This window comes from Rhodococcus sp. NPDC047139 (assembly GCF_040643435.1).
GTDB lineage: Bacteria > Actinomycetota > Actinomycetes > Mycobacteriales > Mycobacteriaceae > Rhodococcus.
Genome location: NZ_JBEYUH010000003.1, coordinates 18,929 through 41,551 on the forward strand (window position 1 = coordinate 18,929; position 22,623 = coordinate 41,551).

Genomic DNA, 22,623 nt, shown 5'->3' on the forward strand with positions numbered 1-22,623 from the left:
TCCCGTCTCACGCGTACTTGCCGAGTTCGAACCGGGCGACGAGCCCCTGGTGCACCTCGTCGGGGCCGTCGGCCAGTCGGAGCGCTCGCGCCGCCGTCCACGCACCTGCGAGCGGGAAATCGTCCGACAGTCCGGCACCGCCGTGGATCTGGATGGCGAAATCGACGATCTGCTGCGTGACCCGCGGTGCTACCACCTTGATCTCCGAGACCGCCGAGCGCGCCCCGGCGAGTCCCTGCGTGTCGAGCAGCCATGCCGCGTGCAGGACGAGCAGACGCAGCTGGTTGATCGCGATGCGTGCGTCGGCGACCCGTTCGCGGTTACCGCCGAGATCGATGATCCGCTTGCCGAAGGCGGTACGTTCGAGACCACGGCGACACGCGAGTTCGAGCGTGTTCTCGGCCCGTCCCACCAGGCGCATGCAGTGATGGATGCGCCCCGGACCGAGCCGGCCCTGTGCGATCTCGAATCCCCTTCCCGGACCGGCGATGACAGCGTCGAGCGGCAACCGCACATCGGTGAAGGACACCTCGCCGTGGCCACCCGGCTCGTCGAAGAAGCCCATTGTCGGAAGCATGCGTTCGACCTTGACGCCCGGCGTGTCGACAGGCACGAGAACCATCGAATGTCGTTGGTACTTGTGGGCTTCGGGATCCGTCAGCCCCATGAAGATGAGCACCTTGCAGTCGGGATGGCCGACGCCGGTGCTCCACCACTTGCGACCGTTCAGCACGATCTCGTCGCCGTCGACCACGGCGGTCGCGGCCATGTTGGTGGCGTCCGAGGAAGCGACATCGGGTTCGGTCATGCAGAACGCCGAGCGGATCTCACCGTCGAGCAGGGGTCGCAGCCACTGCTCCTTCTGCGCGTCGCTGCCGTAGTGATAGAGCACCTCCATGTTGCCGGTGTCGGGCGCATCGCAGTTGAACACCGCGGAGGCGAACTGCGAGCGGCCCATTTCCTCGGCGAGTGGAGCGTATTCGACGTTCGACAGCCCGGCACCGAGCTCGGCGTCGGGGAGGAAGAGGTTCCACAATCCTGCCGCGCGGGCCTTGCGCTGCAGGTCGCGGAACTCCGGGGACACCGCCCACCTCTCGGCAGCGTCGATGTCCCGGCGCCCTTCGCCTCCCGCGCGCCGCGCGGCATGCAGGCGCTGCTCGACGGGCGCGACCTCGGCCGCGATGAACGTGCGAAGACGCTCGAGATAGTCGCGACTGCGTTCGGACTGTGCAAAATCCATCGGATGCCTTCCGTCGACTACAACTGAGCAACGCTCAGTTAGGCTAACGGCGTGAGCACCCCGCTACAAGAGGCTTCCAAGGGTCGCCGTCGCCTGCCTCCCGAAGAGCGTCGCCGGCAGCTCGTGGCCATCGGCCTGCAGGAACTGTCGACCCGCCCCATCCACGCACTGTCGATCGACCGCGTGGCCGAGATCGCCGGTATCTCCCGCAGCCTGCTGTTCCGCTATTTCCCCACCAAGCAGGACTTCTACGTCGCGGTCGTCGGGGCCGCATCACGCCGGTTGCTGCGCGCGGCGAATCCCGACCCGCAGGAGCAGGATCCGCTCCGTGCCGTACTCCGTGCGTTCGTTTCGTTCATCGACCGTCACGGCGACAACTACCAGGCGTTCTTCCACAGCGGGTTCGGATCCGACCCCCAGATCGCCGCCATCCACGACTCGATGCGCGACACCATGGTCGAACGGGTCGTCACCGCACTGAACTACGACGACGACCTCCTGACCCGCATCCGCCTCCGAGCATGGTGGGCACTCGTGGAATCGCTTGCGATCGACCGCTTCCGCGAAGGCATGCTGAGCGTGGACGAGGTCGTCGACTATTCGGCGGCGCTGCTGCCGGCCGTGCTGAACAGCCCCCTCACATTCCCGGAATCTGGATCGTGACGCCGGGGAAGACCTCGATCTGCGGAGGCACCTGGACCGGAAGGTCGACCGGCGGCGCGGGAATCGTGATCGGCGGCAGGTCCGACAGGTCGGGCAGCCGGAAGGTAGGCGGGGGCGGCGAGGTCGTGGTGGTCTCGATGCCGGGATCACTCGGCACACCCGCCTGGCCGTCGATCGGCTCCGGCCACGGGAAGCTCTCGACCGGCGTGCCCTCGAGCGCGCCGTCCATCGTGCTCTTCCAGATGTCCGACGGCAGACTCGAACCGTAGATCGATCCACCCCAGCTGTTGGTGATGGCACTGCCGTCGGGGGTGCCGATCCACACCGCCGTCGACAGCGAGGGGGTGTACCCGACCATCCAGGCGTCCTTGTTCAAGCCCGTGTCGCCGAGCTGCGTGGTGCCGGTCTTCGCCGCGGAGGGCCGGCCACCGGCGAGCGCGTGCCCGCGCGAGTGCGCGGCGATGGGCATCATCGCCTGGGTCGCGTTGTCCGCGACCGCAGCGTCGAAACGTCGCTCACCGGGCGAGGGCTCACGATCGAGGAGGACGTCCCCGTCTGCCGTGACCACCTTCTGTACAAAATACGGCTCATGGAAGATCCCGGAGGCGGCGATCGTCGCATAAGCCGACGCCATGTCGATCACTCGCGCCTGGTATTGGCCGAGGACGATGCCGCCCTCGGGAGGACCACCGTTCTCGCTCAACGTCTGCCCCTCGACCCCGGGGATCGTTTTGGGGATTCCGGCCGCGTGAGCGGCATCGGCGATCTTCTGCGGACCGTTCGACATCGACATCATGAGCCGATAGAAGCTCGTGTTCAGCGAACGCTTGAGCGCCTCGGCGATCGTGCAGCGCCCGCACGACTCGCCTTCGACGTTGCCGATGCGGACGTTGCCCACGGTCAACGGTGAACTGTCGAACCGAGCATTCAGACCGATCCCGCTGTCGAGAGCCGCGAGCAGGCCGAACACCTTGAATGCCGAACCGGTCTGCAGGGGGGCCTGCGCGAAATCGAAGCCGGCTCCGTCCTCACCGCCGTAATAGGCCCGTACAGCACCCGACCGCGGATCGACGGAGACCACAGCAGTGCGCAACTGCTCGGGTTCCCCGGCCAGCGTGGACCGGGCGGCCTCGACCGCCGCCTGCTGTGCCTTCGGGTCGATGGTGGTGGTGATTCGCAGCCCCTCGGTGTTGAGTACCTGTTCGCTGATCCCGGCCGCGGACAACTCGCGCAGAACCTGTGTGCGGATGTGTCCTTCCGGTCCGGTCGCCTCGGTGGCCAACGCGAGGGTGTTCGCCGGAACCGTCTGTGGGAACTCCTGACTCGACCGCTCGGACGGCTCGAGAACGTCCATGTCGACCATGCCGTCGAGTACGTAGTTCCATCGCGCTTCGATCGCCGGCCTGTTGTTCTCCGGGTCGAGCGAGGACGGTGCCTGGATCACCCCGGCCAGGACGGCACCCTCGGAGACCGTCAACTCCGCGACGGGCTTGCCGAAGTACGCCTGGGAAGCCGCCGCGATTCCGTACGCGCCGCGACCGAAGTAGATGGTGTTGAGGTACGCCTCGAGGATCTCGTCCTTCGACCACTGCCGCGCCATCTTCGTCGAGATGACGAGTTCGCGCATCTTGCGTTCGAGCGTGCGGTCGGCGCCGACGAGCACATTCTTGACGTACTGCTGGGTGATCGTGGAACCACCGCCAGCGGTCTCCTTGCCCATGACGTTGTCGCGGGCAGCACGAGCGAAGCCGGTGATCGAGAAGCCCGGATTGCTGTAGAAGTCGCGGTCCTCCGCGGAGAGCACCGCATTGCGGACGTGCTCGGGCACCTGCCCGAGTCCGACCTCGAGTCGATTGCCCTCCGGCGGGACCACACGGGTGATCTCGGTCGTGTCGTCCGCCGCGTAGACGCGCGCGATCTGGTTCGTTCTCATGTCCGACGGAGTGGGTACCTCCGCCGAACTGTAGGCGGAGACGAAGACGCCGAGTGGCACGACCAGTGCGAGAACGAACACGGCGAGCACGGCATAGCGGATGATGCGGCCCGTGCGATTCTTCGCTGCGGCGCGCGGGGAGGTCGACCTCTTCGGGCTGGTCACTCGTTGCACTCTCTCCGTACCGGGTCTTCGGGCGGGATCTCCCGCCCACCGTATGGTACGGAAGCGACCACCGAGGATGCCCGGAACGCGAGGTTGGTGCTGTTCGTCACGCGCACGGAGTCGTCAACCCGATCTACGCCATGCGCGGAACGCGAAACCCCATGCCACGACGAACCCGAGCAGCACGAGCGACGGGACGATACCCGGCTGCGACGACGTCGCCTCGGCGACCGCACCGATCACGGCCATCGCCGTGAACACGGTGAGGAACCCGAGCAGCATCTCGAGTCTGTTCCGGCGCGGGAGTTTCCTCACGACTTGACGCCGCCCGCGGTCAGACCCGAGATGATGCGGCGCTGGAAGATCAGCACCATCACCACCAGCGGCACCATGACCAGGGTGCCGCCCGCCATGATCGATGCGTACGGGGTGACGTACGGATCGGTGCCGGTGAACCGGGCCATCGCGACCGTCACCGGAGCCGTGCGCTCGCTCGACAGCTGCGACATCAGCAGGTACTCGTTGACGGTCGCGATGAACGCGAGGATGGCCGTTGTGAACAGGGCCGGTGCCGCGAGCGGAAGCATCACCAGGCGGAACGCCTGACCCCGCGTCGCGCCGTCCATGCGGGCAGCCTCCTCGAGTTCCCACGGCAGTTCCGAGAAGAACGACGTGAGCGTATATACGGTCAGCGGCAGGACGAACGAGATGTTCGGAATGATCAGCGCCTGGTAGCTGCCGATCCATCCGATGTCGGTGAACAACTGGAACAGCGGCGTCACGAGCGCGACGACAGGGAACATGGACGCGCCGAGAATGATGCCGGTGACGAAGTACTTGCCGCGGAATTCGAACCGTGACAGCGCGTAGGCGGTGAACACACCGAGCAGCAGAGCGATCGCTGTGGTCGCACCCGCGATGATGACGCTGTTGAGCAGCGCGCGGGAGAAGTTGACCTTCGCGTCGGGGTCGAGCGCGTCGGCAAAGTTCTGCAGGGTCGGGTTCGACGGCCACAGGGTCGTGCTGAACGTCTCCGACGGATCCCGCAGGGCTGTGACGATCATCCAGTAGCACGGGGCCAGACCCCATACGACGATCAGCGCGACACCCAGATATGTGCCGACCGTGCGCAATCTGCGTGTCATGGGCACCTTGCGGACCTGCACCGGCTGCGACTCGGTGCGGGGCGCCGCAGTGGCGGTGGTGGTCATACGACTTCCCCCTTACGCTGCTTCTCCTGCGTACTCACGGCATTCGCGCCGAGGAATCTCACCAGCACGAAGGCGACGGCGAAGATCAGCAGGAAGGTGATGGTCGACAGGGCGGACGCGGAGTTCGAGCCCTGCCGCATCTGGTCCACGACGAGCACGGAGATCGTCGATGTGGCCGGATTCGAACCCATCATGATCGCGGGCAGGTCGTACATGCGCAGCGCGTCCATGGTGCGGAACAGGATCGCCACCATGAGGGCGGGTTTCACCAACGGCAGGGTGATCATCTTGAACCGCTGCCATGCGTTCGCACCGTCGACCTTCGCGGCTTCGTAGACGTCCTGGGGGATCATCTGCAGGCCGGCAAGGATGAGCAGCGCCATGAACGGGGCGGTCTTCCATACGTCCGCGATGATGATCGCGAACCGGGCGGGCCAGGGATCGGCGGTCCACAGATAGTCGGTGCCGAGCAACTTGTTGGCGGCACCGTCGTTGGCGAAGATGAAGAACCAGAGCTTGGCGGTGACGGCGGTCGGGATCGCCCACGGTACGAGCACCGAGGCACGCAACAGGCCGCGGCCTCGGAACGACTTGGCCATGACGACCGCCATGGCGAAACCGATCACGGTCTCGAGCGAGACCGTGACGACGGTGAAGAAGAAGGTATTGAAGATCGACTGCCAGAACTGCGCGCCGAGGGTGCCCGGAGGGCAGGGAATCGAGCCGGTGGCCGTGCCGCAGGTCTGGGTGATCCACCGTGTGTAGTTCTCGATGCCGACGAAACCGCCTGTGACGAACCGCCCGGTCTCCGGATCCAGAGTCTTCGCGTCACCGTGCAGCGACATCCATACCGCTCGGCCGAGCGGGTAGAGGATGATCACGGCCAGGACGAGCATCGACGGCGCGATGAACATCCACACCGGGATCCTGCGCTGCTTCTTCACCTCCACGACAGGAGATCCGGGCACGCGGTGACGTCCGCCCACACGTTCGCGGTCGGGACCGTGTCCGGTCCCGACCGCGGCTGCGTGTGGCGGATCCGCGGGGGTGTCGACCTGCGGGTCAGCCATGTACTGCTCCTAGAGCATCAGTTGCCGGTGGTCTCGATGCCGGCCTTGGTGTCGTCCAGCGCCTGCTGAACGGTCTTCTCGCCGCGGATCGCAGCGTAGGCGTTGTCGGCGATCGCCTTCGACACGGCCGAGTAGTACGGCGATGCCGGACGCGGCTTCGCCGACTCGAGCGCTTCCTTCAGGGTCGAGAAGTAGGGGTACTGCTCGAGGATCCCCGCATCGTCGTAGACCTCGGCGAGAACCGGGGCGCCCCCCGCTTCCGCGTAGTACATCTGCGACTGGCGGGTCTGCATGAACTCGAGGAAATCGCGTGCGGTGGCCGGCGCATCGGAGAACGCGCTGATACCGACGTTGTAACCGCCCAGCGTGGACGCGCCGGGTCCGTCGACACCCGGAAGGACGGCGATGCCGTACTTGCCGGCGACCGACGACGACTCACCGTCGGTGTAGAAGCCCGGCCAGGTGCGCATGAACAGTGCCTCACCGTTGCCGAAGGCGGTCTGCGACTCGCCCTCGGAGTAGGTCTGCGCGGCGGCGGGGATGACATTGTCCTCGAACGCATCGACGATGAACTGCAGACCTTCGGCGGTCTTCTCGTCGATAGCGGGAGTCAGGCCGTCCTCCGAAACGAAGGAACCGCCGAACGCGTTCACGATCTCGGTGACGTTGACCGTCAGACCCTCGTAGTTCTTGAACTGGCCGATATAGCAGGCGACGCCCGCCTCCTCGGCCTTCGGGCACTGGGCCTTCAGTTCGTCCCAGGTGGCGGGCGCCTGGTCGACGAGGTCGGTGCGGTAGTAGAGGAATGCACCATTGGTGTTCTTCGGCGCCGCGTAGAGGGTGCCGTTGTAGGTGCCCGACTCGACCGTCGCGGGGAGAAGCCCCTCGGTGTCGATCGCCAACTCGTCCTCGAGGGGAAGCAGCCAGCCGTTCGCGGCGAACTCGGCGGTGTTGGTGACGTCGACGGCGATGAGGTCGTACTCGTCGCTGCGCGCCTGCATGCGCTGCGCGATGTCGTCGTACTGGTCGTTGGCCTCCGCGGCGAGCGGCTTGAAGGTCACCTGTTCGTCGGGGTGCTCGGCGTTCCAGTCGGCGATGATCGCCTCGAGCGCCGTGTTCAGGGGATCCTGCCCCTCGACGATGGTGATCGGGCCGCGACCCTCACCGGAAGCGGCACCTTCACCGCTCGCAGCGTCGCCGCCGTCGTCCGACGAGCAACCTGCGAGAACGAGTGCGGTCGCAGCCGTCGCAGCGATCGCGGCCCTCCGCATCGCCTTCGTGTTCAGAACCATCAACAACTCCCCATTTCGAGGTCGAAAACTCACGTCGGTGACCCGGGCGCACCGACACCGGCCACTACTGTGGCACGCGCCACCGGAAAAAGGCGGCATTCCGCCCATCCTGAATCGGTCGAGTGTCGAGTCACGCGTGCGATCCGGTAACGTCGATCAGCCGATGCGCCGCCCGTCGGACGTCCCGAAGACGTGTACCTGCTCGGGGTCGAATCGCAGGTACAGGCGGTCGCCCTTCTGCGGGGGATTGCGCCAGTCGCTGCGCGCCACGATCTGCTGCACGATCCCACCGACATCGGCACGGCCGTAGACGTACGCCTCGGATCCCAGTTCTTCGACCACGTCGACGTCCATGGCCAGACCTTCGTTCGAGATCTCCAGATGCTCGGGACGGATGCCGAGTACGACCTCCGTCTCGGAGACCTGGCCGAGAACGTCGCGCGGGATCGGGACATGGATGTCGCCGATCACGGCACCGCGGTCGAACACCGGGAGACGGAACAGATTCATAGCGGGCGAACCCATGAAGCCGGCGACGAAGACGTTCGCGGGCCGGTTGTAGAGCACGCGCGGGGAGGCGCACTGCTGCAGGATGCCCTTCTCGAGCACCGCGACGCGGTCTCCCATCGTCATGGCCTCGACCTGGTCGTGCGTGACGTAGACAGTTGTGGTGCCGAGCCTGCGCTGCAGCTGTGCGATCTGCGTGCGGGTCTGGACACGCAGTTTGGCGTCGAGATTCGACAAGGGCTCGTCCATGAGGAACACCTGCGGCTGGCGGACGATCGCCCGGCCCATCGCAACACGTTGACGCTGGCCACCGGACAGCGCCTTGGGCTTCCGGTCGAGGAACTGCTCCAGATCGAGCATCTTTGCGACCTCGACGACCCGCTCGCGAATTTCGTTCTTGGGTGTCTTGGCAAGTTTCAGGGCGAAACCCATGTTCTCTGCGACCGACATGTGCGGATAGAGCGCATAGTTCTGGAACACCATCGCGATGTCGCGTTCCTTCGGATCCTGCGCCGTGACATCGCTGTCGCCGATGAGGATGCGCCCACTGTGCACCTCCTCGAGGCCGGCGAGCATGCGCAGCGAAGTCGACTTGCCACAACCCGAGGGCCCGACGAGGACGAGGAACTCGCCGTCCTCGATCTCGAGGTCGAGGGCGTCGACCGCGGGCGTACTCGAGCCGGGAAACAGGCACGTGGCCTTGTCGAAGGTCACCGACGCCATCTCGCAGATCCTTTCCGAAGCGGAACACGCTCGTGCGGTAGGGGAATCTACCGTGCATCACGCCCGTCGCGGTCCACCGGCGCGAGGTCTTCTTCGGTCCACACCTGAATTCCGCGCACGCCGGGGACGTCGCCTGCACGGAAGACGGGGTCGCGTCCCTGCTTGCGCTGCGCCGTGTAGTGATGGAACAACGCGTATGCGATACCCGAGAGCGGAATGAGGGCGATGAGATTCACGGTGGCCATGATCCCCATCGCGAGGTCTGCCAGCGCCCACACGAGCGGAAGCGATCCGATGGCTCCGAGGAACACGCACACCACGATCGCCGACCGGAGGTAGGGGAGGACGCGACGCGAACCGGTGAGGAACTCCATGTTCGATTCGCTGTAGTAGTAGTTGCCGATGACCGAGGTGAACGCGAGGAAGAAGATCAACACCGCGAGGAAATGAACCGTCCAGTCGCCGAGCTGGGATGCGAGCGCGTTCTGGGTCAGGGCAGCGCCCTCGAGGCCGCTGCCGAACTGGGGATCCGACAGCAGGATGATGAACGCGGTGATCGAGCAGACCAGCCAGGTGTCGAAGTAGACGCCCAGGCTCTGGACGAGCCCCTGCTTCACAGGATGCGAAACAGCGGCGGTGGCACCGGCGTTCGGGGCCGAACCCATCCCCGCCTCGTTGGAGAAGAGCCCGCGGCGGATCCCGTTCATGAAGGCAGCGGCGAAGCCGCCTCCGACGATCTCCTCGATTCCGAATGCGTTCTCGATTATCAACCGGAACATCGTCGGAACCTCTTCGATGTTGAGGATCACGACGATGAGCCCGATCACCAGGTACGCGGTCGCCAGGACCGGCACCACGATCTGCGACACCGCAGAGATCCGGCGGATTCCGCCGAAGATCACCGCACCCACGAGGACTGCGACCACGAGACCCACACCCACCTGCACTGCCATGGTCTTCTCACCGACGGAACTCGCCACGGCGTCGACGATGGAGTTGGTCTGCACCGCGTTGAACACGAACCCGTAGGTGATCGTGATGATCACCGCGAAGATCATGCCCATCCACCGTTTTCCCAGGCCGTACTGCATGTAGTAGGCCGGACCACCGCGATAGGCGCCCTTGTCGCGCACCTTGTACAACTGCGCGAGAGTGGACTCGAGGAAGGCGGTGGCCGCACCGATCAACGCCATCGCCCACATCCAGAAGACGGCCCCCGGACCACCGAGGCTGATCGCGATCGCGACACCGGCGACGTTGCCGGTGCCCACTCGTGACGCCGCGGAGACGGAGAACGCCCGGAAGGCCGAGATTCCCTTCTCGCCGTCGGGCATCGTGGCCGGCTTCTCGGCGATCGAACGCAGCATGTCGGGCAACAGCCTGATCTGGATGAACCGCGAGCGCACCGTGTAGAACAGGCCGGAGCCTACGAGCAATGCGATGACGGCATACCAGAACGTGTCGTTGATGTCGGTGACGAGATCGACCGCAGTGTCCATCTTCACGATCGTGGTCGGTGATGGTCGGTTCCGCAGGAATTTCACCCGTGTTCTCGGTCTCGTGAGCGGAGTCGGTGCCGGGCTCTACGCTCGCGGGGTGAGTTCGGACAAGATGCTGAGTCGTATCGGCGGGCTGCTGCGCCAAGCCGAGTCCACCGACAACCCGCACGAGGCCGATGCCTTCCTCGCGGCGGCGCAGCGACTCGCGACCTCTGCCTCGATCGACCTCGCGGTGGCGCGCAGCCATACCGCGTCGAAGGAACGCCGCGCCGCCCCGGTGCAGCGACTGATCACCATCGGGGAGACCGGAAAGAAGGGACTGCGCACCTATGCGCAGTTGTTCCTCGCGATCGCCGCTGCCAACGACGTGCAGTGCGACATCACCGCGACCTCCACCGTCATCTACGCCTACGGCTTCGCCGACGACATCGACGTGTGCGAGGCACTGTATTCGTCCCTGCTCGTACAGATGGTGAGGGCCTCCGACACCTATATACGCCAAGGTAGTTTTCGCTCCGAGTCCACTGTGCGCACGGTGGTGGAGGAGCGCGGGGGACGCCGTGTCCGCACACGAGTCCGCAAACCGGTTGCTGCGGTGACCGCACGCCTGAACTTCCAGTCGGCCTTCGCGGCACGGATCGGTGCCAGGCTGGCCGAGGCAAAGCAGGAGATCGAACACGAGGCGGAAACATCCGCACCGGGTACGGCGTTGGTCTTGCGTGGGAAGAGCCTGGAACTCCAGGATTTCTACCGCAGCACGTCACAGGCGCGGGGCAGTTGGCGCGGTAATCGGGCGCCGTCGGCGCGTTCGGCCGACGCTCGGCGGGCAGGAGACCGCGCCGGACGCGCAGCACGATTGGGAACGGCACCCGAGCTGCCGTCGGCTTCGAGGAGGCTGGAACGGTGACCAAGCTGCGCGATACTCGCAGAAGTGCTGTCTACGAAGCGGAATCGATCGTACGGAAGATGCTCGACCGGGCCGACGAACGCGGCCTGAGGACCGTCGAGGTCGCAGGCTCCCACGTCACACTCCCGATCGAGCGACGGTTCGCTTCGATAGCCTCCGTGCAGGATTACATCGATGCCGTGCTCGGCCTCGGCTGGGTACGCGCGCGTTGGGAACGCGCAGCCGTGCCCGTGCGCGTGCGGGCGCGGGCCGGAAATTCGGCAGCACACTACGAACGTGACTGCGCGACGATCGCCCTCCCCGAACATCGCTCGAATACTGCATGGGCATTCCGTGAAATGGTGGTCCTGCACGAACTCGCGCACCATCTCGATCTGCACGACCCGGACGACGCCACCGAAGGCGCCCACGGTCCGGCCTTCGTCGAACGTTTTCTCACACTGGTTGGTGAAATCATCGGCCCTGAAGCAGCATTCGCGTTGCAGGCAACGGGAATAACCGCCCCACCTCCTTCGCGGGGGTAAAACCGGTTTCCACCCCTTCCGGGCGACAGGCTCCTTTCGGAATTACCGGTCGAACGGGGCCGATGTGTAGCAACCGTCGTATCCTGCTGCGGAGCAGACTGTTTGGTACTTTATGAGCCCCCGACCCCGCTCCGGTTAACGCGGCCGAGAAGCATACGAATCACGGTCGTAATTGCCGTACTGTGGTTTGCATCACATAGAGACACGCGTCGGCTGCGCAGCCCACCGAGACCTTCCGAGCACGCCTTCACGACGCGCGGCATACGAAGGAGAACGGTGATGAAACCCGGAGCACGAGTCGCCCTCGGTGTGGGCATCGGATATTTCCTGGGCCGTACCAAGAAGATGCGCTTGGCCATGATGCTTGCCGGCGCCGGGGTCACCGGCAAACTGCCCAGCAATCCCCAGGAAGTCCTTCAGCGCAGCGCTTCGATGCTCGGCTCGTCTCCCGAGATCAACAAGATCACCGAATCCGTGCGCGGCGAGCTCATGAACGCCGCGCGTGCCGCCGCCGTGACCGCCGCCAGCAATCGCATCGACGCGATCAACGAGCGCCTGCAGGCCCGCGCCGGCGGGAGTGGAGCGGACGGGGAGTCGCAGGACGCAGAGGCAGAGTACGAAGACGAGTACGACGAATCACACGACGAAGAACCGGAATACGACGAGCCGGACGAAGGGGGCGCAGAGGAGGATTCGGATGCCGAGGAGGAACCGGAACCCGAGCGTCCCACCCCTCGTCGGCGCGCTCCGCGCGCGCCCTCCCGTCCGCGAGCCTCCCGCAGCAAGAAGTCGGCCGAACCCGAGGATGCGGACGACAAGGAGGAGGCACCTCCCAAGCCTCGTAAGCGGGCCGCCCGCAGTAGTAGTGGTGCATCGTCGTCGTCCGGTCGCGCGCCCGTACGCCGAACAGGACGGTGAGAGCGATGGCCAAGTTGAAGGACATACCGGGTGGAGTCACCGACGCGGTGGGCAAGGCCGGGAAGACGGCGACCGATACCGCCGGGAAGGCCACCGACGGAGCAGCCGGAGGTCTGCAGCAATCCCTGCAAGGTCTGGCGGGCACGGTCGCCCAGAATGCCTTGTCGAAACTGACGGACAGAGTCACCGGCACAGCCGGGCGATTACAGGATTACTCCGAAGGCAAGGGCGGCAGCCTTGCCAGTGCGCTGACGGGTGTCGACAAGCTCGCCCAGGGCGAATCACCGTTGAAGGCAGCCGCCAGTTCCGGCTTCGACAACCTCAAGAACACCGCGAAAGAGAAGTTCGGGGACGTCAAGGATTCCCTCACCGGAGGTGGCAACGGGAAGGGCGGCGGCGGTAAGCAACTCAAGCTCACCAACATCGTCGAATACGTCGACATCGGGGTACCGATCGACCTGGTCTACGACCAGTGGACCCAGTTCGCCGATTGGCCGAGGTTCATGAAGAAGGTCGAGCAGGTCGAACAGGTCGAGGACGAGAAGCTCCACTGGACCGGCAAGGTGTTCTGGTCGCGCCGGAACTGGGAGTCCACGATCCTCGAACAGGTGCCCTTCGAACGGATCGTGTGGCGTTCCACGGGCGGCAAGGGTTACATCGACGGTGCGGTGACCTTCCACGAGCTCACACCGGATCTGACCCGGGTCATCATGGTCCTCGAATACCACCCCCGAGGCCTGTTCGAGCGCACCGCGAATCTCTGGCGGGCGGTCGGCCGCCGGTCCCGCCTGGAACTGAAGCACTTCCAGCGCCACGTGATGACCGACGCGTTGCTGCATCCCGACGACATCGTGGGATGGCACGGCGAGATTCGCGAGAGTGAGGTCGTCAAGGACGACGAGACGGCGCGGAGGGAAGAGGAAGAGCTCCGGGACGAAGAAGACGAGTTCGATGAGGACGACGAGGGGGACGAAGACGAGGCGCCGGAGGACGAAGACGACCTTCGCGACGAGGAAGAGGAAGAGGATCTCGACGAGGACGAGGACGAGGACGAGGACGAGTCACCGGAGGACGAAGACGAGGAGCCGCAGCAGGCTCGCAAACGCGCACCCACGAAGCGTTCCCGGGCGACCAAGACCACGGGCGCACGCTCGGGTAGTTCGAGAGGATCCCGACAATGACGATCCAACCCGCAGGAGGAGGCGGCGGCGGTGGCGGCGGCGGCATGGCCCGCCCGAATTCGTCCGGCCTGGCCGACGTCATCGACACCATCCTGGACAAGGGACTCGTCATCGATGCGTTCGTGCGAGTCTCGCTCGTCGGTATCGAACTGCTCACCATCGACGCGCGTGTAGTCGTCGCCAGTGTGGACACCTACCTGCGGTTCGCGGAAGCGGTGAACCGGCTGGAAATCTCCGACAACGAGCCGAAGGGGCTGCCGGATCTCGTCGGCGACATCACGTCCGGGGGCGCCAAGCACAAGACGAAGGGAGCGCTCGAGGCTGCGGGCGAGAAGGTCAGCGAGTTTCTCGGGGACGCGCAGGACCAGAAGCAACCCGCTCGACGATCACGCAGGGGTGAGGATTGATGTCCACCGAGCAGACCGAACGACCGGATCAGGATGGGGCTCGCGAATCCGCTTCCACCACTGCGGTATACGTGTACGGCATCGTACCCTCGGATGTGGAACCGGAGGAGCACGCGTCGGGCGTCGGCAACCCTCCCGCGGACGTCTCGGTCGTTCGCTCCGGACGCATCGCCGCCCTGGTGAGCGAGATCCCGACCGACCGAGCCCTCGGCACTCCGGACGACCTCCAGGCACATGCCGCGCTGCTCGACGGGACCGTGACGGTCGCACCCGTACTCCCGCTCCGATTCGGCGCTGTCCTCACCGATCGAGATGCCGTCGCCGAGGAGTTGCTCGAAGGACACGAGGACGAACTCGAATCCGCACTCGAGCAACTCGACGGCCTCGCTCAGTTCGTCGTGAAGGGGCGGTACGTCGAATCGACGATTCTGCAGGAGATTCTCGAAGAGAACTCCGACGCCTCGCAGTTGCGGGAACAGATCCGGGGGCAGTCGGAGGATGCGACCCGAGAGGCACGAATGGCGCTCGGGGAGATCATCAACGCGACGATCGAGAGCAAACGGAACGAGGACACGCGCCGTACCGTCGAGGCTCTTGCCTCGCTCGATCCGATGGTCAACGAGCGACAGCCCACCCATGAGCAGGATGCCGTCCACATCGCCGTCCTCGTCGAACTCGAACGACAGGACGAACTCGAGGGCATCCTGCAAGATCTGGGCAGGGAATGGGAGGAAAGAGTGGACATCTCCTTGCTCGGCCCCATGGCGGCATACGACTTCGTAGCGAAATCCGATCCGGGAGAGGATGGTTGACCGATGGGACTCGTGACATCCCTGCTCACATTGCCGCTCGCGCCCGTGAAGGGCGTGATGTGGCTGGGGGAGATCATCGAGGAGCAGGTAGACCAGCAACTGCACGATCCGGCGAACGTGCGGCGCGAACTCGAGCAGATCGAGGAGGCGGCAGCGGCCGGCGAACTGTCGCCCGACGAGAAGGACGCGGCGCAGCAGGCCGTACTGAACCGGATGATCTCGCGTAGCGGATCCGCGCCCGGTGAGGGAGAGGAGTGATCTCGTGGCGCCCGACACCGGACCTCCCGCGATCTCGGCGGCCGAGGCCGCGTCGGCGGCCCTCACTCACCTGAAGGAACTGACCTCGAAGGAAGCTCAGGGCGTCACCTCGATCGAACCCACCGAGGACGGATGGGTCGTCGAGGTCGAGGTCGTGGAGGACCGGCGGATACCGTCATCGGCCGACATGCTCGCGCTCTACGAGGTGGAGATCGATCTGGACGGGAACCTGTTGGCATATCGCCGGACCCGCCGCTACGGGCGCGGTAGCAGCGACATCGGAGCGAGGACCGGGACATGACGGTCATCGGCGGGGGAGGCGGCACGTCGTCGCCGCAACCCTACGGCGGCAGCAACCGCTCGACCAACCTCGGTGACATCCTCGAACGTGTCCTCGACAAGGGGCTGGTGATCGCCGGCGACATTCAGGTGAACCTGCTCGACATCGAACTTCTCACCATCAAGCTCCGTCTCGTCATCGCCTCGCTCGAGACGGCGAAGGCGGTCGGAATCGATTGGTGGGAGAACGATCCCTGGCTGACGAGCAAGCCGCGCACACCCGAGATCGATACGAGCAGAGCCGAACTCGAGTTGGAGAACAGGCGGCTGCGCGAGCGGCTGGCCGCGCTCGAGGCGGCCGGGGCGGCGGAACCTGCGGAGATCGTGGACGAGGACGAGGACGAGGACGAACGTGACTGACACGACCGGGGTCTGGATGTACGCCGTGACCGACGAGGCTCTCGCCGGCCACGAGATCGAGGCCGCATCCGGCGTATCCGGTGAGCAGGTCCGCACGGTATCCGAGGGTGGATTGACCGCCGTGGTCGGAACGGTTCCCCTCGAGGGTTTCGGCGAAGCCGCACTGACACGCAATCTGGAGGACCTCGACTGGCTGGAGAACGTAGCCAGAGCCCATGATTCGGTCGTCGCGAATCTCTCGCGGCACGCCCCGGTGGTACCGCTGCGACTCGCGACCGTCTGCCTCGACGACGAGCGGGTACGCGCCCTCCTCGTCGACCACAGCGAACAGTTCTCGTCGGCGCTCTCCCTGGTGAGGGGACGCACCGAGTGGGGAGTCAAGGCGTTCGGGGACCGGAAGGCGCTGACCCGGGTGGTCGCCGAATCCCACACGGACGAATCCGGTTCCGGCAGCGGTACCGCCTATCTGCTTCGACGCCGTGCACAGCTCGCAGCGCAGGACAGTGTCGAACGTGACGCGGCCGCACGTGCCGACGAGATCCACGACCGGCTGTTGCGCAAGTCCGCTGCGGGACGCCGTGGCGCACCCACCGATCCGGCGTTGAGCGGGAGCCAGGAATGGATGCTGCTCAACGGCACCTATCTCGTCGACGACGAACGCACCGACGAGTTCCTTTCGGAGGTAAATAAGCTCGGATCGCGTCATCCTGGGATACGGCTCGAAACGAGCGGTCCGTGGCCACCCTACTCGTTCGCCGGCGCCGAACGGATTTCCCCGTGAGGTACGCCGACGGCTCGGTGGACGAGGACCGGCGGATCGCACTGATCGACCTGCTGGATCGCGTGCTGTCGGGAGGAGTGGTCATCACCGGCGACATCACCTTGTCGATTGCCGAGATCGACCTGGTGCGGATCTCGCTGCGCGCACTCATCTCGTCGATCAGCACCCTCTCCGCACAGGGAATCGACGCCGCCGTTCCACGTGGCGTCCGGGGGAACCCATGAGCGAGTCTGCGCACATCCCCTCACGCATCGATGCCGACCCCGAATCCGTGGAGCGGGGACTGGTGACGCTCGTACTGACCCTGGTCGAGTTGCTCCGGCAGCTCATGGAGCGGCAGGCACTGCACCGGGTGGACGCAGGCGATCTCAGCGACGAACAGATCGAACGACTCGGGACGACACTGATGCTGCTGGAAGAACGAATGGCCGAACTCCGCGACCATTTCGGGCTCACCCCCGAGGATCTGAACATCGACCTCGGCCCGCTGGGGACACTGCTTCCCCGGGAGTGAGCCCGAGCGATCACATCCCGGCGATCTCGACGAGCTCGTACTCCTTCACCCCACCGGCGAGCACCCGCAGGTGGTCGTCCATGGTGCCGAGGATGTGCTCGATCGCGGTCAGGCGGCTGAGGTAGTGGCCGATGGAGTGCTCGGCCGTGACACCGATGCCACCGTGCATCTGCACCGCTTCCTGACCGATCTTGCGCGCGGACCGGCCTACCTGCAGCTTGGCACGCGACGCGATGGCCGGGTCGACGATGCCGTCGGCGAGGGCCATCGTGGCGTACAGGCTCATGCTCGAGGCCAGTTCGTACTGTACGTACATGTCGGCGGCACGGTGGGTGAGTGCCTGGAAGGTGGACAGCGGCACGCCGAACTGCTTGCGCTGCTTCAGGTAGCTCGTCGTCAGCCGCACGGAGGAATCGAGAGCACCGACCACCTCGGCGCACAGCGCCGCCTGCGCGTGCACCTGGGCTGCGGTGATCGCCGCGGACGCATCGGCCGCCTCGCCGAGCGGCACGGCCGCAACATTGTCGAGCACGATCTGCGCACCGCGACGGTCGTCGTGGGTGCGGTACGACGTGCGGACCAGACCGTCGGCCCCGGCGTCGACGACGAACAGGCCGACACCACCTTCGGGGAGCTTCGCGGAGACGATGAGCGTCTCGGCGCAATCACCGTGCAGCACAGGGTTCTTACGTCCGGAAAGTGACCAGGAGTCGCCGTCGCGGGTCGCGGTGGTGCCCACTTCGGTGTGCGGCCATCGGCTGCCCGGCTCGTCGTGTGCGAATGCGAGGAGCAGGGTGCCCTCGGATACTCGCGGAAGGATGTCGGAGCGCTGCGCGTCGGTGCCGACCTCGGCGACCAGCCGGCCGGGCAGATAAACGGCATCGAGCACCGGCTCCGGAGCGAGGGCACGGCCGATCTCGGTCATGACGGCCATGACCTCCACCGGCCCCGCACCCATGCCACCGTGCTCCTCCGCGAAAGGCAGCCCCAGCACGCCGAGTTCGGCGAGCTGCTTCCACACGTCGCGGTTCCAGCCCAGGTCGCTCTCGGCTACCCGGTTGCGCGCCTCGACGTCGTACGCGCCGGAGAGCAGGTCGCGGACGGTCGCGCGGAGCATGTCCTGTTCGGTGTCGAGTTCGAAATTCATGTCCGGGGCCTCACAGTCCGAGAATCGAAGAAGCGATGATCGAACGCTGTACCTCGTTCGACCCGCCGTAGATGGTGACCTTGCGGTTGTTGAGGTAGGTCGGCGTCGTGAGCTGCGCCCAGTCGGGCGAGTCGATTCCGGACGCCGCCGTGGGGAGCGAGTCGGGGCCCGCGATGTCGACGAGCAGTTCGGTCGCGGCCTGCTGGAGCTCGGAGCCGCGCATCTTCAGCAGCGACGACGCCGGGTTGGGCTTGCCGTCGGCCGAGCTCGCGACCACGCGTAGCTGGGTGAGCTCGAGGGCGAGCAGTTCATTCTCGAGTTCCGCCAGGCGTGCGGCGAAGATCGGGTCGTCGAGGAGCGACCCGTCACCGACCCGGGTCTCGGCCGCGAGGGACTTCGCTCGTGCGAGCTTGACCTTGGTGGCGCTCACCCGCGCGATACCGGTGCGTTCGTTACCAAGCAGGAATTTCGCCTGCGTCCAGCCCGTGTTCTCCTCGCCGACGAGGTTCTCGGCGGGAACCCGCACGTCTTCGAAGAAGACCTCGTTGACTTCGTAGCTTCCGTCGATCAGCTTGATCGGCCGACGGGTCACGCCCGGGGTGTCCATCGGGAAGAGCAGCATCGAGATGCCGGCCTGCTTCTTCGCGTTCGGATCGGTGCGTACGAGGCAGAAGATCCAGTCGGCGTGCTGGGCGAGCGTCGTCCACGTCTTCTGCCCGTTGACGATGTAGTCGTCACCGTCGCGAACGGCGCGGGTCTTCAGGGAGGCGAGGTCGGAGCCGGCTTCGGGCTCGGAGAAGCCCTGGCACCACCAGATGTCGAGGTTCGCGGTGGCCGGCAGGAAACGTTCCTTCATCTCCTGCGAACCGAACTGGGCGATGACCGGGCCGATCATCGATGCGTTGAACGGCAGCGGGTCGGGCACCGAGGCGAGTTGCAGCTCGCTGAGCCAGATATTGCGCTGCATCGGGGTCCAGTCCTGGCCGCCCCATTCGACAGGCCAGTTGGGGACGGCGAGCCCGCGGGAATGGAGGATCCGCTGGGTGGCGACGATGTCGTCCTTGCTCAACGGCGTGCCGGATGCAACCTTCGCACGCACATCGGCGGGAATTTCGGTGGTGAAGAAGGTGCGCAATTCGTCGCGGAACGCGCGCTCCTCCTCGGTGAGCTTCAAGTTCATGGAGAGGCCTTCCAGGGATGCCGGCGCCGTAGCGCTCCTCGCGATTCCAAACTAACCTTACATTGTTAGTTCGTCCAGGCCCGTCCGGAAGGAGGACGACGGATGGCGCGCCCGCGTACGCCTCTGCTCAGTCGTGAACTCATCCGCGACGTCACGCTGCGACTAGTCGACGAGCACGGTCTCGACGCGGTGTCGATGCGCCGGATCGCAACCGAACTCGGTGTTCGCGCCCCGTCTCTCTACAGTCACTACGCCACCAAGGAAGAGTTGCTCGACGACATCGCCGACGCCATCGGCGAATCGGTCGACGTCAGCGCGTTCGCCGGCGACGACTGGCAGGAAGCGCTACGACGCTGGGCCCGCACCTATCGCGACGCGCTCGCGGCCCATCCGAACATGGTTCCGTTCCTCGCTGCGAGCCCCGGCACGAGACGGGTCTCCCTCCGGGCGTCGGATGCGATCCATGGCGGTCTCACGCGCGCCGGCTGGCCGCCGCGCTACGCAACGATGATCGGGGCCTCGATCAAGTACATCGTGATCGGTTCCGCGATCACCTCGTTCGCGGGCGGATTCGACGATCACATCGACACCTACAACGAACGCTATCCGCACCTGTCGCAGGCACATCGGCTCCGCGAGTATGCGGCCGAGATCGACTCGGACAGCTTCGATCTCATCCTGGAATCGTTCCTGAGCGAGCTCGCGCGCCGGTACGAGGCACTCTCCGCGAACCACTCGCCCGGCTCCGGATCCGATCACGCCGTAACGGCGGTGGGCGACGAAGGCCGCGAATGACGACCGACCCCGCCGTCAACTCGGCGAGGTCGGTCGTCCGGCAGCAGCGGTTCAGGTATTGCGCCCGCCGTTCACACCGAGGATCTGGCCGGTGATGTAACCGGCCTCGTCCGAGGTGAGGAACGAGCAGGCCGCCGCGATGTCTTCGGGGCGACCGGCCCTGCGAACCGGTGTTCTGAGGATGTGCTCGTCGATGGTGCCGCCGAGCAGCCCCTTGCCCTCTGCCCGGCGCAACATCGGTGTATCGACGAATCCCGGCGGTACCGCGTTGACGGTGATACCGGACGGTCCATACTCGAGTGCCAACGATTTCGTGAGTCCGTTGACCCCCGTCTTGGCGGCGACGTAGGCCGACATGAACGGTTGTCCCGAGTGGGTACTGGACGACGAGATGTTGACGATCCGCCCCCAGCCCGCATCGAGCATGTCGGGCAGTACCGCCTGGGCGCAGTGGAAGACACTGTGCAGGTTGACATCGATCGCGCGCTGCCAGTCCTCGAAGGACAGGTTGTGGAACCGCCGGTACACCTCCACACCGGCCCCGTTGACCAGGATGGTCACCGGGCCGAGCCGGTCGCGTACCTGCGCGAGCGCTTCGTCGATCTGCGCACGATCGGTGACGTCGACGGCGAACTCGAGTTCGCCTCCGGAGGGCCGGATATCGAACACGGCGACCTGGTGGCCGTCCTTGCGCAGTCGCTCGGCGACCGCCTGTCCGATCCCGGATCCCCCTCCGGTGACGAGAGCAGTCCTCACGACCATGCCTCGTCGCCGACGATCGTGGTGCGTTGCATCAGTCGGGGCGAGTCGGCGTCGTACTTCTGCGCCCGATGCAGCATGCCGGTGTTGTCCCACATGACGAAGTCACCGACTTCCCATTCGTGGAGATAGGAGAACTGTTCCTGTGTGGTCCAGGCCAGCAGGTCGTCGAGCAACGCACGGCTTTCGTCGGGATCCATGCCGACGATGTGATCGGCGGTGGCGCCGATGACGAGGGAGCGGCGGCCGTCGCGCCGCTTCCACACCAGCGACGATTCGTGCTTGGGCAGGGTGCGCCAGAACGCAACCTGCTCGTCGGTGGGGTCGGGGTAGACCGTCCGTTGCGCAGCTTCGAAGGAGTGGACCACGCGAAGACCTTCATAGCGCTTCTTCTCGTGTTCCGGGAGATTCTCGTAGGCCGCGTAGGTACTGGCGAACTCCGTTCCGCCCCCTTCTTCTGCCACCTGTCGTGCGGTGAGGGTGGTGGCCTTGGCGGGAATGTCGTTGGTGGTGTCGTCGATGTGCCAGCTGAAGGTGCCCTTGAGGTACTCTGCGGCAACCGTTTTCGCCGGATCGAGCGAGACCGTCATGATCTCTTCGTTCGGCAATGGTTTGACGAGTTCCCCGAAGTGGCGGCTGAACGCGATCTGCGTCTCGTTGTCGAGGTTCGCCCCGCGGATGAGAACGACTCCGCGCCAGCGCAGTGCTTCGGCGATGCGAGCGACGACGATTTCGTCGTCGAGGCTCTCGATTCCTCTGAACTCGGTGCCGAACAGGGGAGTGATTGCTACGGACTCCATGTCGGAGATGTCCTTTCGTGCAACACGAGAAGTCGGGTTTCGGCCCGGGGATGTCAGACGGTGACGCCGGCCCGCTCGAGACATGCGGTCAGGGCATCGAGGTACTCGGCATTGCCGTGGAACGGTCCGCTCCTGCCGATCGCGACGTCGAGGAACGGTCCGTACTCGTCGTTGACGTGCGTTTCCCAGCGGGTGATCTCACCGAGGTCGTTCGTTTCGATGAAGCTGTACGAGTAGAAGCCCATGACGGTTCCGTCGGTGGCGGTGCCCTGCCACCGCGTCTTCATCACAAGTCCGTTCGCGGCCGGCCAGTACTTGAAATCGGCCGGCTTCCAGTCGGAGAAGGTAAGGGAGTAAGCCTTTGCCTCCATGGTTGCGGCTCGCCCGGTGTCGGCGAGGGCCTCCTTCATCAGGATGACCTCATCACCCGTGAAGTAGGGGGAGGTGTAGATGGCGTCGTCGGCGAATTTCCAGGCATCCTGGCCACTTTCGTCGACATACTCCTCCCCCTCCTGTACGCCTTGACGCAGATAGGCGTTGCCGTACGCCTTCGCCATCCGAGTGTGGTGTGCGATGCGCTCGTCGATGTTCACCGATGTTCTCCTGGAATAGTTGTGTGTGATGGGGTCCGGCCCCAC

The 22,623-nt window shown here is 65.4% G+C and carries 27 protein-coding genes; 14 read left to right on the forward strand and 13 right to left on the reverse strand.

Annotated elements, in window-relative coordinates; translation table 11 throughout:
* Positions 1–7: 7 nt before the first annotated feature.
* A complete protein-coding gene (locus ABZ789_RS04045) occupies positions 8–1,240 on the reverse strand; it encodes an acyl-CoA dehydrogenase family protein (RefSeq protein ID WP_358419300.1) in 1,233 nt (410 codons plus the stop codon).
* A gap of 51 nt (positions 1,241–1,291) precedes the next feature.
* On the opposite strand from ABZ789_RS04045, the gene ABZ789_RS04050 reads away from it, so the two are divergent.
* On the forward strand, positions 1,292–1,903 hold the full coding sequence (locus ABZ789_RS04050) for a TetR/AcrR family transcriptional regulator (RefSeq protein WP_358419303.1): 612 nt from the start codon (positions 1,292–1,294) through the stop codon (positions 1,901–1,903).
* Here ABZ789_RS04050 and ABZ789_RS04055 read toward each other — a convergent pair.
* The 7 genes from ABZ789_RS04055 to ABZ789_RS04085 all read right to left on the reverse strand — a co-directional run bounded on the left by ABZ789_RS04055 (position 1,878) and on the right by ABZ789_RS04085 (position 10,303).
* The gene (locus ABZ789_RS04055) at positions 1,878–4,001 is read right to left on the reverse strand and encodes a transglycosylase domain-containing protein (protein WP_358419306.1); all 2,124 of its coding nucleotides are present in this window, start codon (positions 3,999–4,001) and stop codon (positions 1,878–1,880) included. The genes ABZ789_RS04050 and ABZ789_RS04055 overlap by 26 nt on opposite strands.
* A gap of 123 nt (positions 4,002–4,124) precedes the next feature.
* On the reverse strand, positions 4,125–4,316 hold the full coding sequence (locus tag ABZ789_RS04060) for a hypothetical protein (RefSeq protein WP_358419309.1): 192 nt from the start codon (positions 4,314–4,316) through the stop codon (positions 4,125–4,127).
* Positions 4,313–5,146, reverse strand: a complete 834-nt coding sequence (locus ABZ789_RS04065; protein ID WP_358420170.1) for a carbohydrate ABC transporter permease — start codon at positions 5,144–5,146, stop codon at positions 4,313–4,315. Before ABZ789_RS04065 ends, ABZ789_RS04060 begins: the two co-directional genes overlap by 4 nt.
* A gap of 62 nt (positions 5,147–5,208) precedes the next feature.
* Positions 5,209–6,282 (reverse strand): sugar ABC transporter permease, encoded by a 1,074-nt coding sequence (locus ABZ789_RS04070; protein WP_358419312.1) that lies wholly within the window; start codon positions 6,280–6,282, stop codon positions 5,209–5,211.
* Positions 6,283–6,299: 17 nt separating this feature from the next.
* Positions 6,300–7,574, reverse strand: coding sequence for an ABC transporter substrate-binding protein (locus ABZ789_RS04075; protein ID WP_358419315.1), 1,275 nt, complete (start codon positions 7,572–7,574; stop codon positions 6,300–6,302).
* Between the two features lie 156 nt (positions 7,575–7,730).
* Entirely contained in the window at positions 7,731–8,804 is a 1,074-nt protein-coding gene (gene ugpC / locus ABZ789_RS04080) for a sn-glycerol-3-phosphate ABC transporter ATP-binding protein UgpC (protein ID WP_358419318.1), read from the reverse strand.
* 47 nt (positions 8,805–8,851) lie between these two features.
* Complete coding sequence (locus tag ABZ789_RS04085; protein ID WP_358419320.1) at positions 8,852–10,303, reverse strand: alanine/glycine:cation symporter family protein; 1,452 nt, start codon at positions 10,301–10,303, stop codon at positions 8,852–8,854.
* Positions 10,304–10,400: 97 nt separating this feature from the next.
* Between ABZ789_RS04085 and ABZ789_RS04090 the strand changes: the two genes are divergently transcribed.
* The 12 genes from ABZ789_RS04090 to ABZ789_RS04145 all read left to right on the forward strand — a co-directional run bounded on the left by ABZ789_RS04090 (position 10,401) and on the right by ABZ789_RS04145 (position 17,304).
* Positions 10,401–11,210, forward strand: a complete 810-nt coding sequence (locus tag ABZ789_RS04090; RefSeq protein WP_358419323.1) for a DUF2786 domain-containing protein — start codon at positions 10,401–10,403, stop codon at positions 11,208–11,210.
* The gene (locus ABZ789_RS04095) at positions 11,207–11,734 is read left to right on the forward strand and encodes a TIGR04338 family metallohydrolase (RefSeq protein ID WP_358419326.1); all 528 of its coding nucleotides are present in this window, start codon (positions 11,207–11,209) and stop codon (positions 11,732–11,734) included. Before ABZ789_RS04090 ends, ABZ789_RS04095 begins: the two co-directional genes overlap by 4 nt.
* Positions 11,735–12,013: 279 nt before the next feature.
* The gene (locus ABZ789_RS04100) at positions 12,014–12,652 is read left to right on the forward strand and encodes a hypothetical protein (protein ID WP_358419329.1); all 639 of its coding nucleotides are present in this window, start codon (positions 12,014–12,016) and stop codon (positions 12,650–12,652) included.
* Positions 12,653–12,657: 5 nt separating this feature from the next.
* Positions 12,658–13,833, forward strand: a complete 1,176-nt coding sequence (locus tag ABZ789_RS04105; protein WP_358419332.1) for an SRPBCC family protein — start codon at positions 12,658–12,660, stop codon at positions 13,831–13,833.
* Entirely contained in the window at positions 13,830–14,240 is a 411-nt protein-coding gene (gene gvpJ / locus ABZ789_RS04110) for a gas vesicle protein GvpJ (RefSeq protein ID WP_358419335.1), read from the forward strand. Before ABZ789_RS04105 ends, gvpJ (ABZ789_RS04110) begins: the two co-directional genes overlap by 4 nt.
* Positions 14,240–15,052 (forward strand): GvpL/GvpF family gas vesicle protein, encoded by an 813-nt coding sequence (locus tag ABZ789_RS04115; protein ID WP_358419338.1) that lies wholly within the window; start codon positions 14,240–14,242, stop codon positions 15,050–15,052. Before gvpJ (ABZ789_RS04110) ends, ABZ789_RS04115 begins: the two co-directional genes overlap by 1 nt.
* A gap of 3 nt (positions 15,053–15,055) precedes the next feature.
* Positions 15,056–15,310 carry a gas vesicle protein GvpG gene (locus tag ABZ789_RS04120; protein WP_358419341.1) on the forward strand — a complete coding sequence of 85 codons (255 nt, stop codon included), beginning with the start codon at positions 15,056–15,058 and terminating at the stop codon, positions 15,308–15,310.
* 4 nt (positions 15,311–15,314) lie between these two features.
* On the forward strand, positions 15,315–15,611 hold the full coding sequence (gene gvpO, locus ABZ789_RS04125) for a gas vesicle protein GvpO (protein WP_358419344.1): 297 nt from the start codon (positions 15,315–15,317) through the stop codon (positions 15,609–15,611).
* A complete protein-coding gene (gvpJ, locus tag ABZ789_RS04130) occupies positions 15,608–16,009 on the forward strand; it encodes a gas vesicle protein GvpJ (RefSeq protein WP_358419347.1) in 402 nt (133 codons plus the stop codon). The genes gvpO and gvpJ (ABZ789_RS04130) overlap by 4 nt, the downstream gene beginning before the upstream one ends.
* Positions 16,002–16,790 (forward strand): GvpL/GvpF family gas vesicle protein, encoded by a 789-nt coding sequence (locus ABZ789_RS04135; RefSeq protein WP_358419350.1) that lies wholly within the window; start codon positions 16,002–16,004, stop codon positions 16,788–16,790. The genes gvpJ (ABZ789_RS04130) and ABZ789_RS04135 overlap by 8 nt, the downstream gene beginning before the upstream one ends.
* The gene (locus ABZ789_RS04140) at positions 16,787–17,014 is read left to right on the forward strand and encodes a gas vesicle protein (RefSeq protein WP_358419353.1); all 228 of its coding nucleotides are present in this window, start codon (positions 16,787–16,789) and stop codon (positions 17,012–17,014) included. The genes ABZ789_RS04135 and ABZ789_RS04140 overlap by 4 nt, the downstream gene beginning before the upstream one ends.
* Positions 17,011–17,304: a gas vesicle protein K gene (locus ABZ789_RS04145; protein ID WP_358419356.1), complete on the forward strand. Its 294-nt coding sequence runs from the start codon at positions 17,011–17,013 to the stop codon at positions 17,302–17,304. The genes ABZ789_RS04140 and ABZ789_RS04145 overlap by 4 nt, the downstream gene beginning before the upstream one ends.
* Before the next feature lie 10 nt (positions 17,305–17,314).
* Here the strand turns inward: ABZ789_RS04145 and ABZ789_RS04150 are convergent, their stop codons facing one another.
* Both ABZ789_RS04150 and ABZ789_RS04155 read right to left on the reverse strand, forming a co-directional pair.
* Positions 17,315–18,451 carry an acyl-CoA dehydrogenase family protein gene (locus ABZ789_RS04150; RefSeq protein ID WP_358419359.1) on the reverse strand — a complete coding sequence of 379 codons (1,137 nt, stop codon included), beginning with the start codon at positions 18,449–18,451 and terminating at the stop codon, positions 17,315–17,317.
* A gap of 10 nt (positions 18,452–18,461) precedes the next feature.
* Entirely contained in the window at positions 18,462–19,631 is a 1,170-nt protein-coding gene (locus ABZ789_RS04155) for an acyl-CoA dehydrogenase family protein (RefSeq protein ID WP_358419362.1), read from the reverse strand.
* A 102-nt stretch (positions 19,632–19,733) separates the two neighbouring features.
* Here ABZ789_RS04155 and ABZ789_RS04160 point away from each other — a divergent pair, with 102 nt between their 5' ends.
* A complete protein-coding gene (locus tag ABZ789_RS04160) occupies positions 19,734–20,426 on the forward strand; it encodes a TetR family transcriptional regulator (RefSeq protein ID WP_358419365.1) in 693 nt (230 codons plus the stop codon).
* Positions 20,427–20,477: 51 nt separating this feature from the next.
* Here ABZ789_RS04160 and ABZ789_RS04165 read toward each other — a convergent pair whose 3' ends face one another.
* From ABZ789_RS04165 to ABZ789_RS04175, 3 genes are read right to left on the reverse strand one after another with little or no spacing between them, the layout of a single operon-like run.
* A complete protein-coding gene (locus ABZ789_RS04165; protein WP_358419368.1) occupies positions 20,478–21,182 on the reverse strand; it encodes an SDR family oxidoreductase in 705 nt (234 codons plus the stop codon).
* Positions 21,179–21,985, reverse strand: a complete 807-nt coding sequence (locus tag ABZ789_RS04170) for a TauD/TfdA family dioxygenase (RefSeq protein ID WP_358419370.1) — start codon at positions 21,983–21,985, stop codon at positions 21,179–21,181. The genes ABZ789_RS04165 and ABZ789_RS04170 overlap by 4 nt, the downstream gene beginning before the upstream one ends.
* A 53-nt stretch (positions 21,986–22,038) precedes the next feature.
* Positions 22,039–22,578, reverse strand: a complete 540-nt coding sequence (locus ABZ789_RS04175; protein WP_358419373.1) for a hypothetical protein — start codon at positions 22,576–22,578, stop codon at positions 22,039–22,041.
* Between the last annotated feature and the right edge of the window lie 45 nt (positions 22,579–22,623).

Coding starts and splice junctions, on each gene's coding strand:
- ABZ789_RS04045 (WP_358419300.1), bottom strand. CDS start 1,240: ATGGATTTTGCACAGTCCGAACGCAGTCGCGACTATCTCGAGCGTCTT.
- ABZ789_RS04065 (WP_358420170.1), bottom strand. CDS start 5,146: ATGACACGCAGATTGCGCACGGTCGGCACATATCTGGGTGTCGCGCTG.
- ABZ789_RS04070 (WP_358419312.1), bottom strand. CDS start 6,282: ATGGCTGACCCGCAGGTCGACACCCCCGCGGATCCGCCACACGCAGCC.
- ABZ789_RS04075 (WP_358419315.1), bottom strand. CDS start 7,574: ATGGTTCTGAACACGAAGGCGATGCGGAGGGCCGCGATCGCTGCGACG.
- ugpC (WP_358419318.1), bottom strand. CDS start 8,804: ATGGCGTCGGTGACCTTCGACAAGGCCACGTGCCTGTTTCCCGGCTCG.
- ABZ789_RS04085 (WP_358419320.1), bottom strand. CDS start 10,303: ATGGACACTGCGGTCGATCTCGTCACCGACATCAACGACACGTTCTGG.
- ABZ789_RS04100 (WP_358419329.1), top strand. CDS start 12,014: ATGAAACCCGGAGCACGAGTCGCCCTCGGTGTGGGCATCGGATATTTC.
- ABZ789_RS04105 (WP_358419332.1), top strand. CDS start 12,658: ATGGCCAAGTTGAAGGACATACCGGGTGGAGTCACCGACGCGGTGGGC.
- gvpJ (WP_358419335.1), top strand. CDS start 13,830: ATGACGATCCAACCCGCAGGAGGAGGCGGCGGCGGTGGCGGCGGCGGC.
- ABZ789_RS04115 (WP_358419338.1), top strand. CDS start 14,240: ATGTCCACCGAGCAGACCGAACGACCGGATCAGGATGGGGCTCGCGAA.
- ABZ789_RS04120 (WP_358419341.1), top strand. CDS start 15,056: ATGGGACTCGTGACATCCCTGCTCACATTGCCGCTCGCGCCCGTGAAG.
- gvpJ (WP_358419347.1), top strand. CDS start 15,608: ATGACGGTCATCGGCGGGGGAGGCGGCACGTCGTCGCCGCAACCCTAC.
- ABZ789_RS04145 (WP_358419356.1), top strand. CDS start 17,011: ATGAGCGAGTCTGCGCACATCCCCTCACGCATCGATGCCGACCCCGAA.
- ABZ789_RS04150 (WP_358419359.1), bottom strand. CDS start 18,451: ATGAATTTCGAACTCGACACCGAACAGGACATGCTCCGCGCGACCGTC.
- ABZ789_RS04155 (WP_358419362.1), bottom strand. CDS start 19,631: ATGAACTTGAAGCTCACCGAGGAGGAGCGCGCGTTCCGCGACGAATTG.
- ABZ789_RS04160 (WP_358419365.1), top strand. CDS start 19,734: ATGGCGCGCCCGCGTACGCCTCTGCTCAGTCGTGAACTCATCCGCGAC.
- ABZ789_RS04170 (WP_358419370.1), bottom strand. CDS start 21,985: ATGGAGTCCGTAGCAATCACTCCCCTGTTCGGCACCGAGTTCAGAGGA.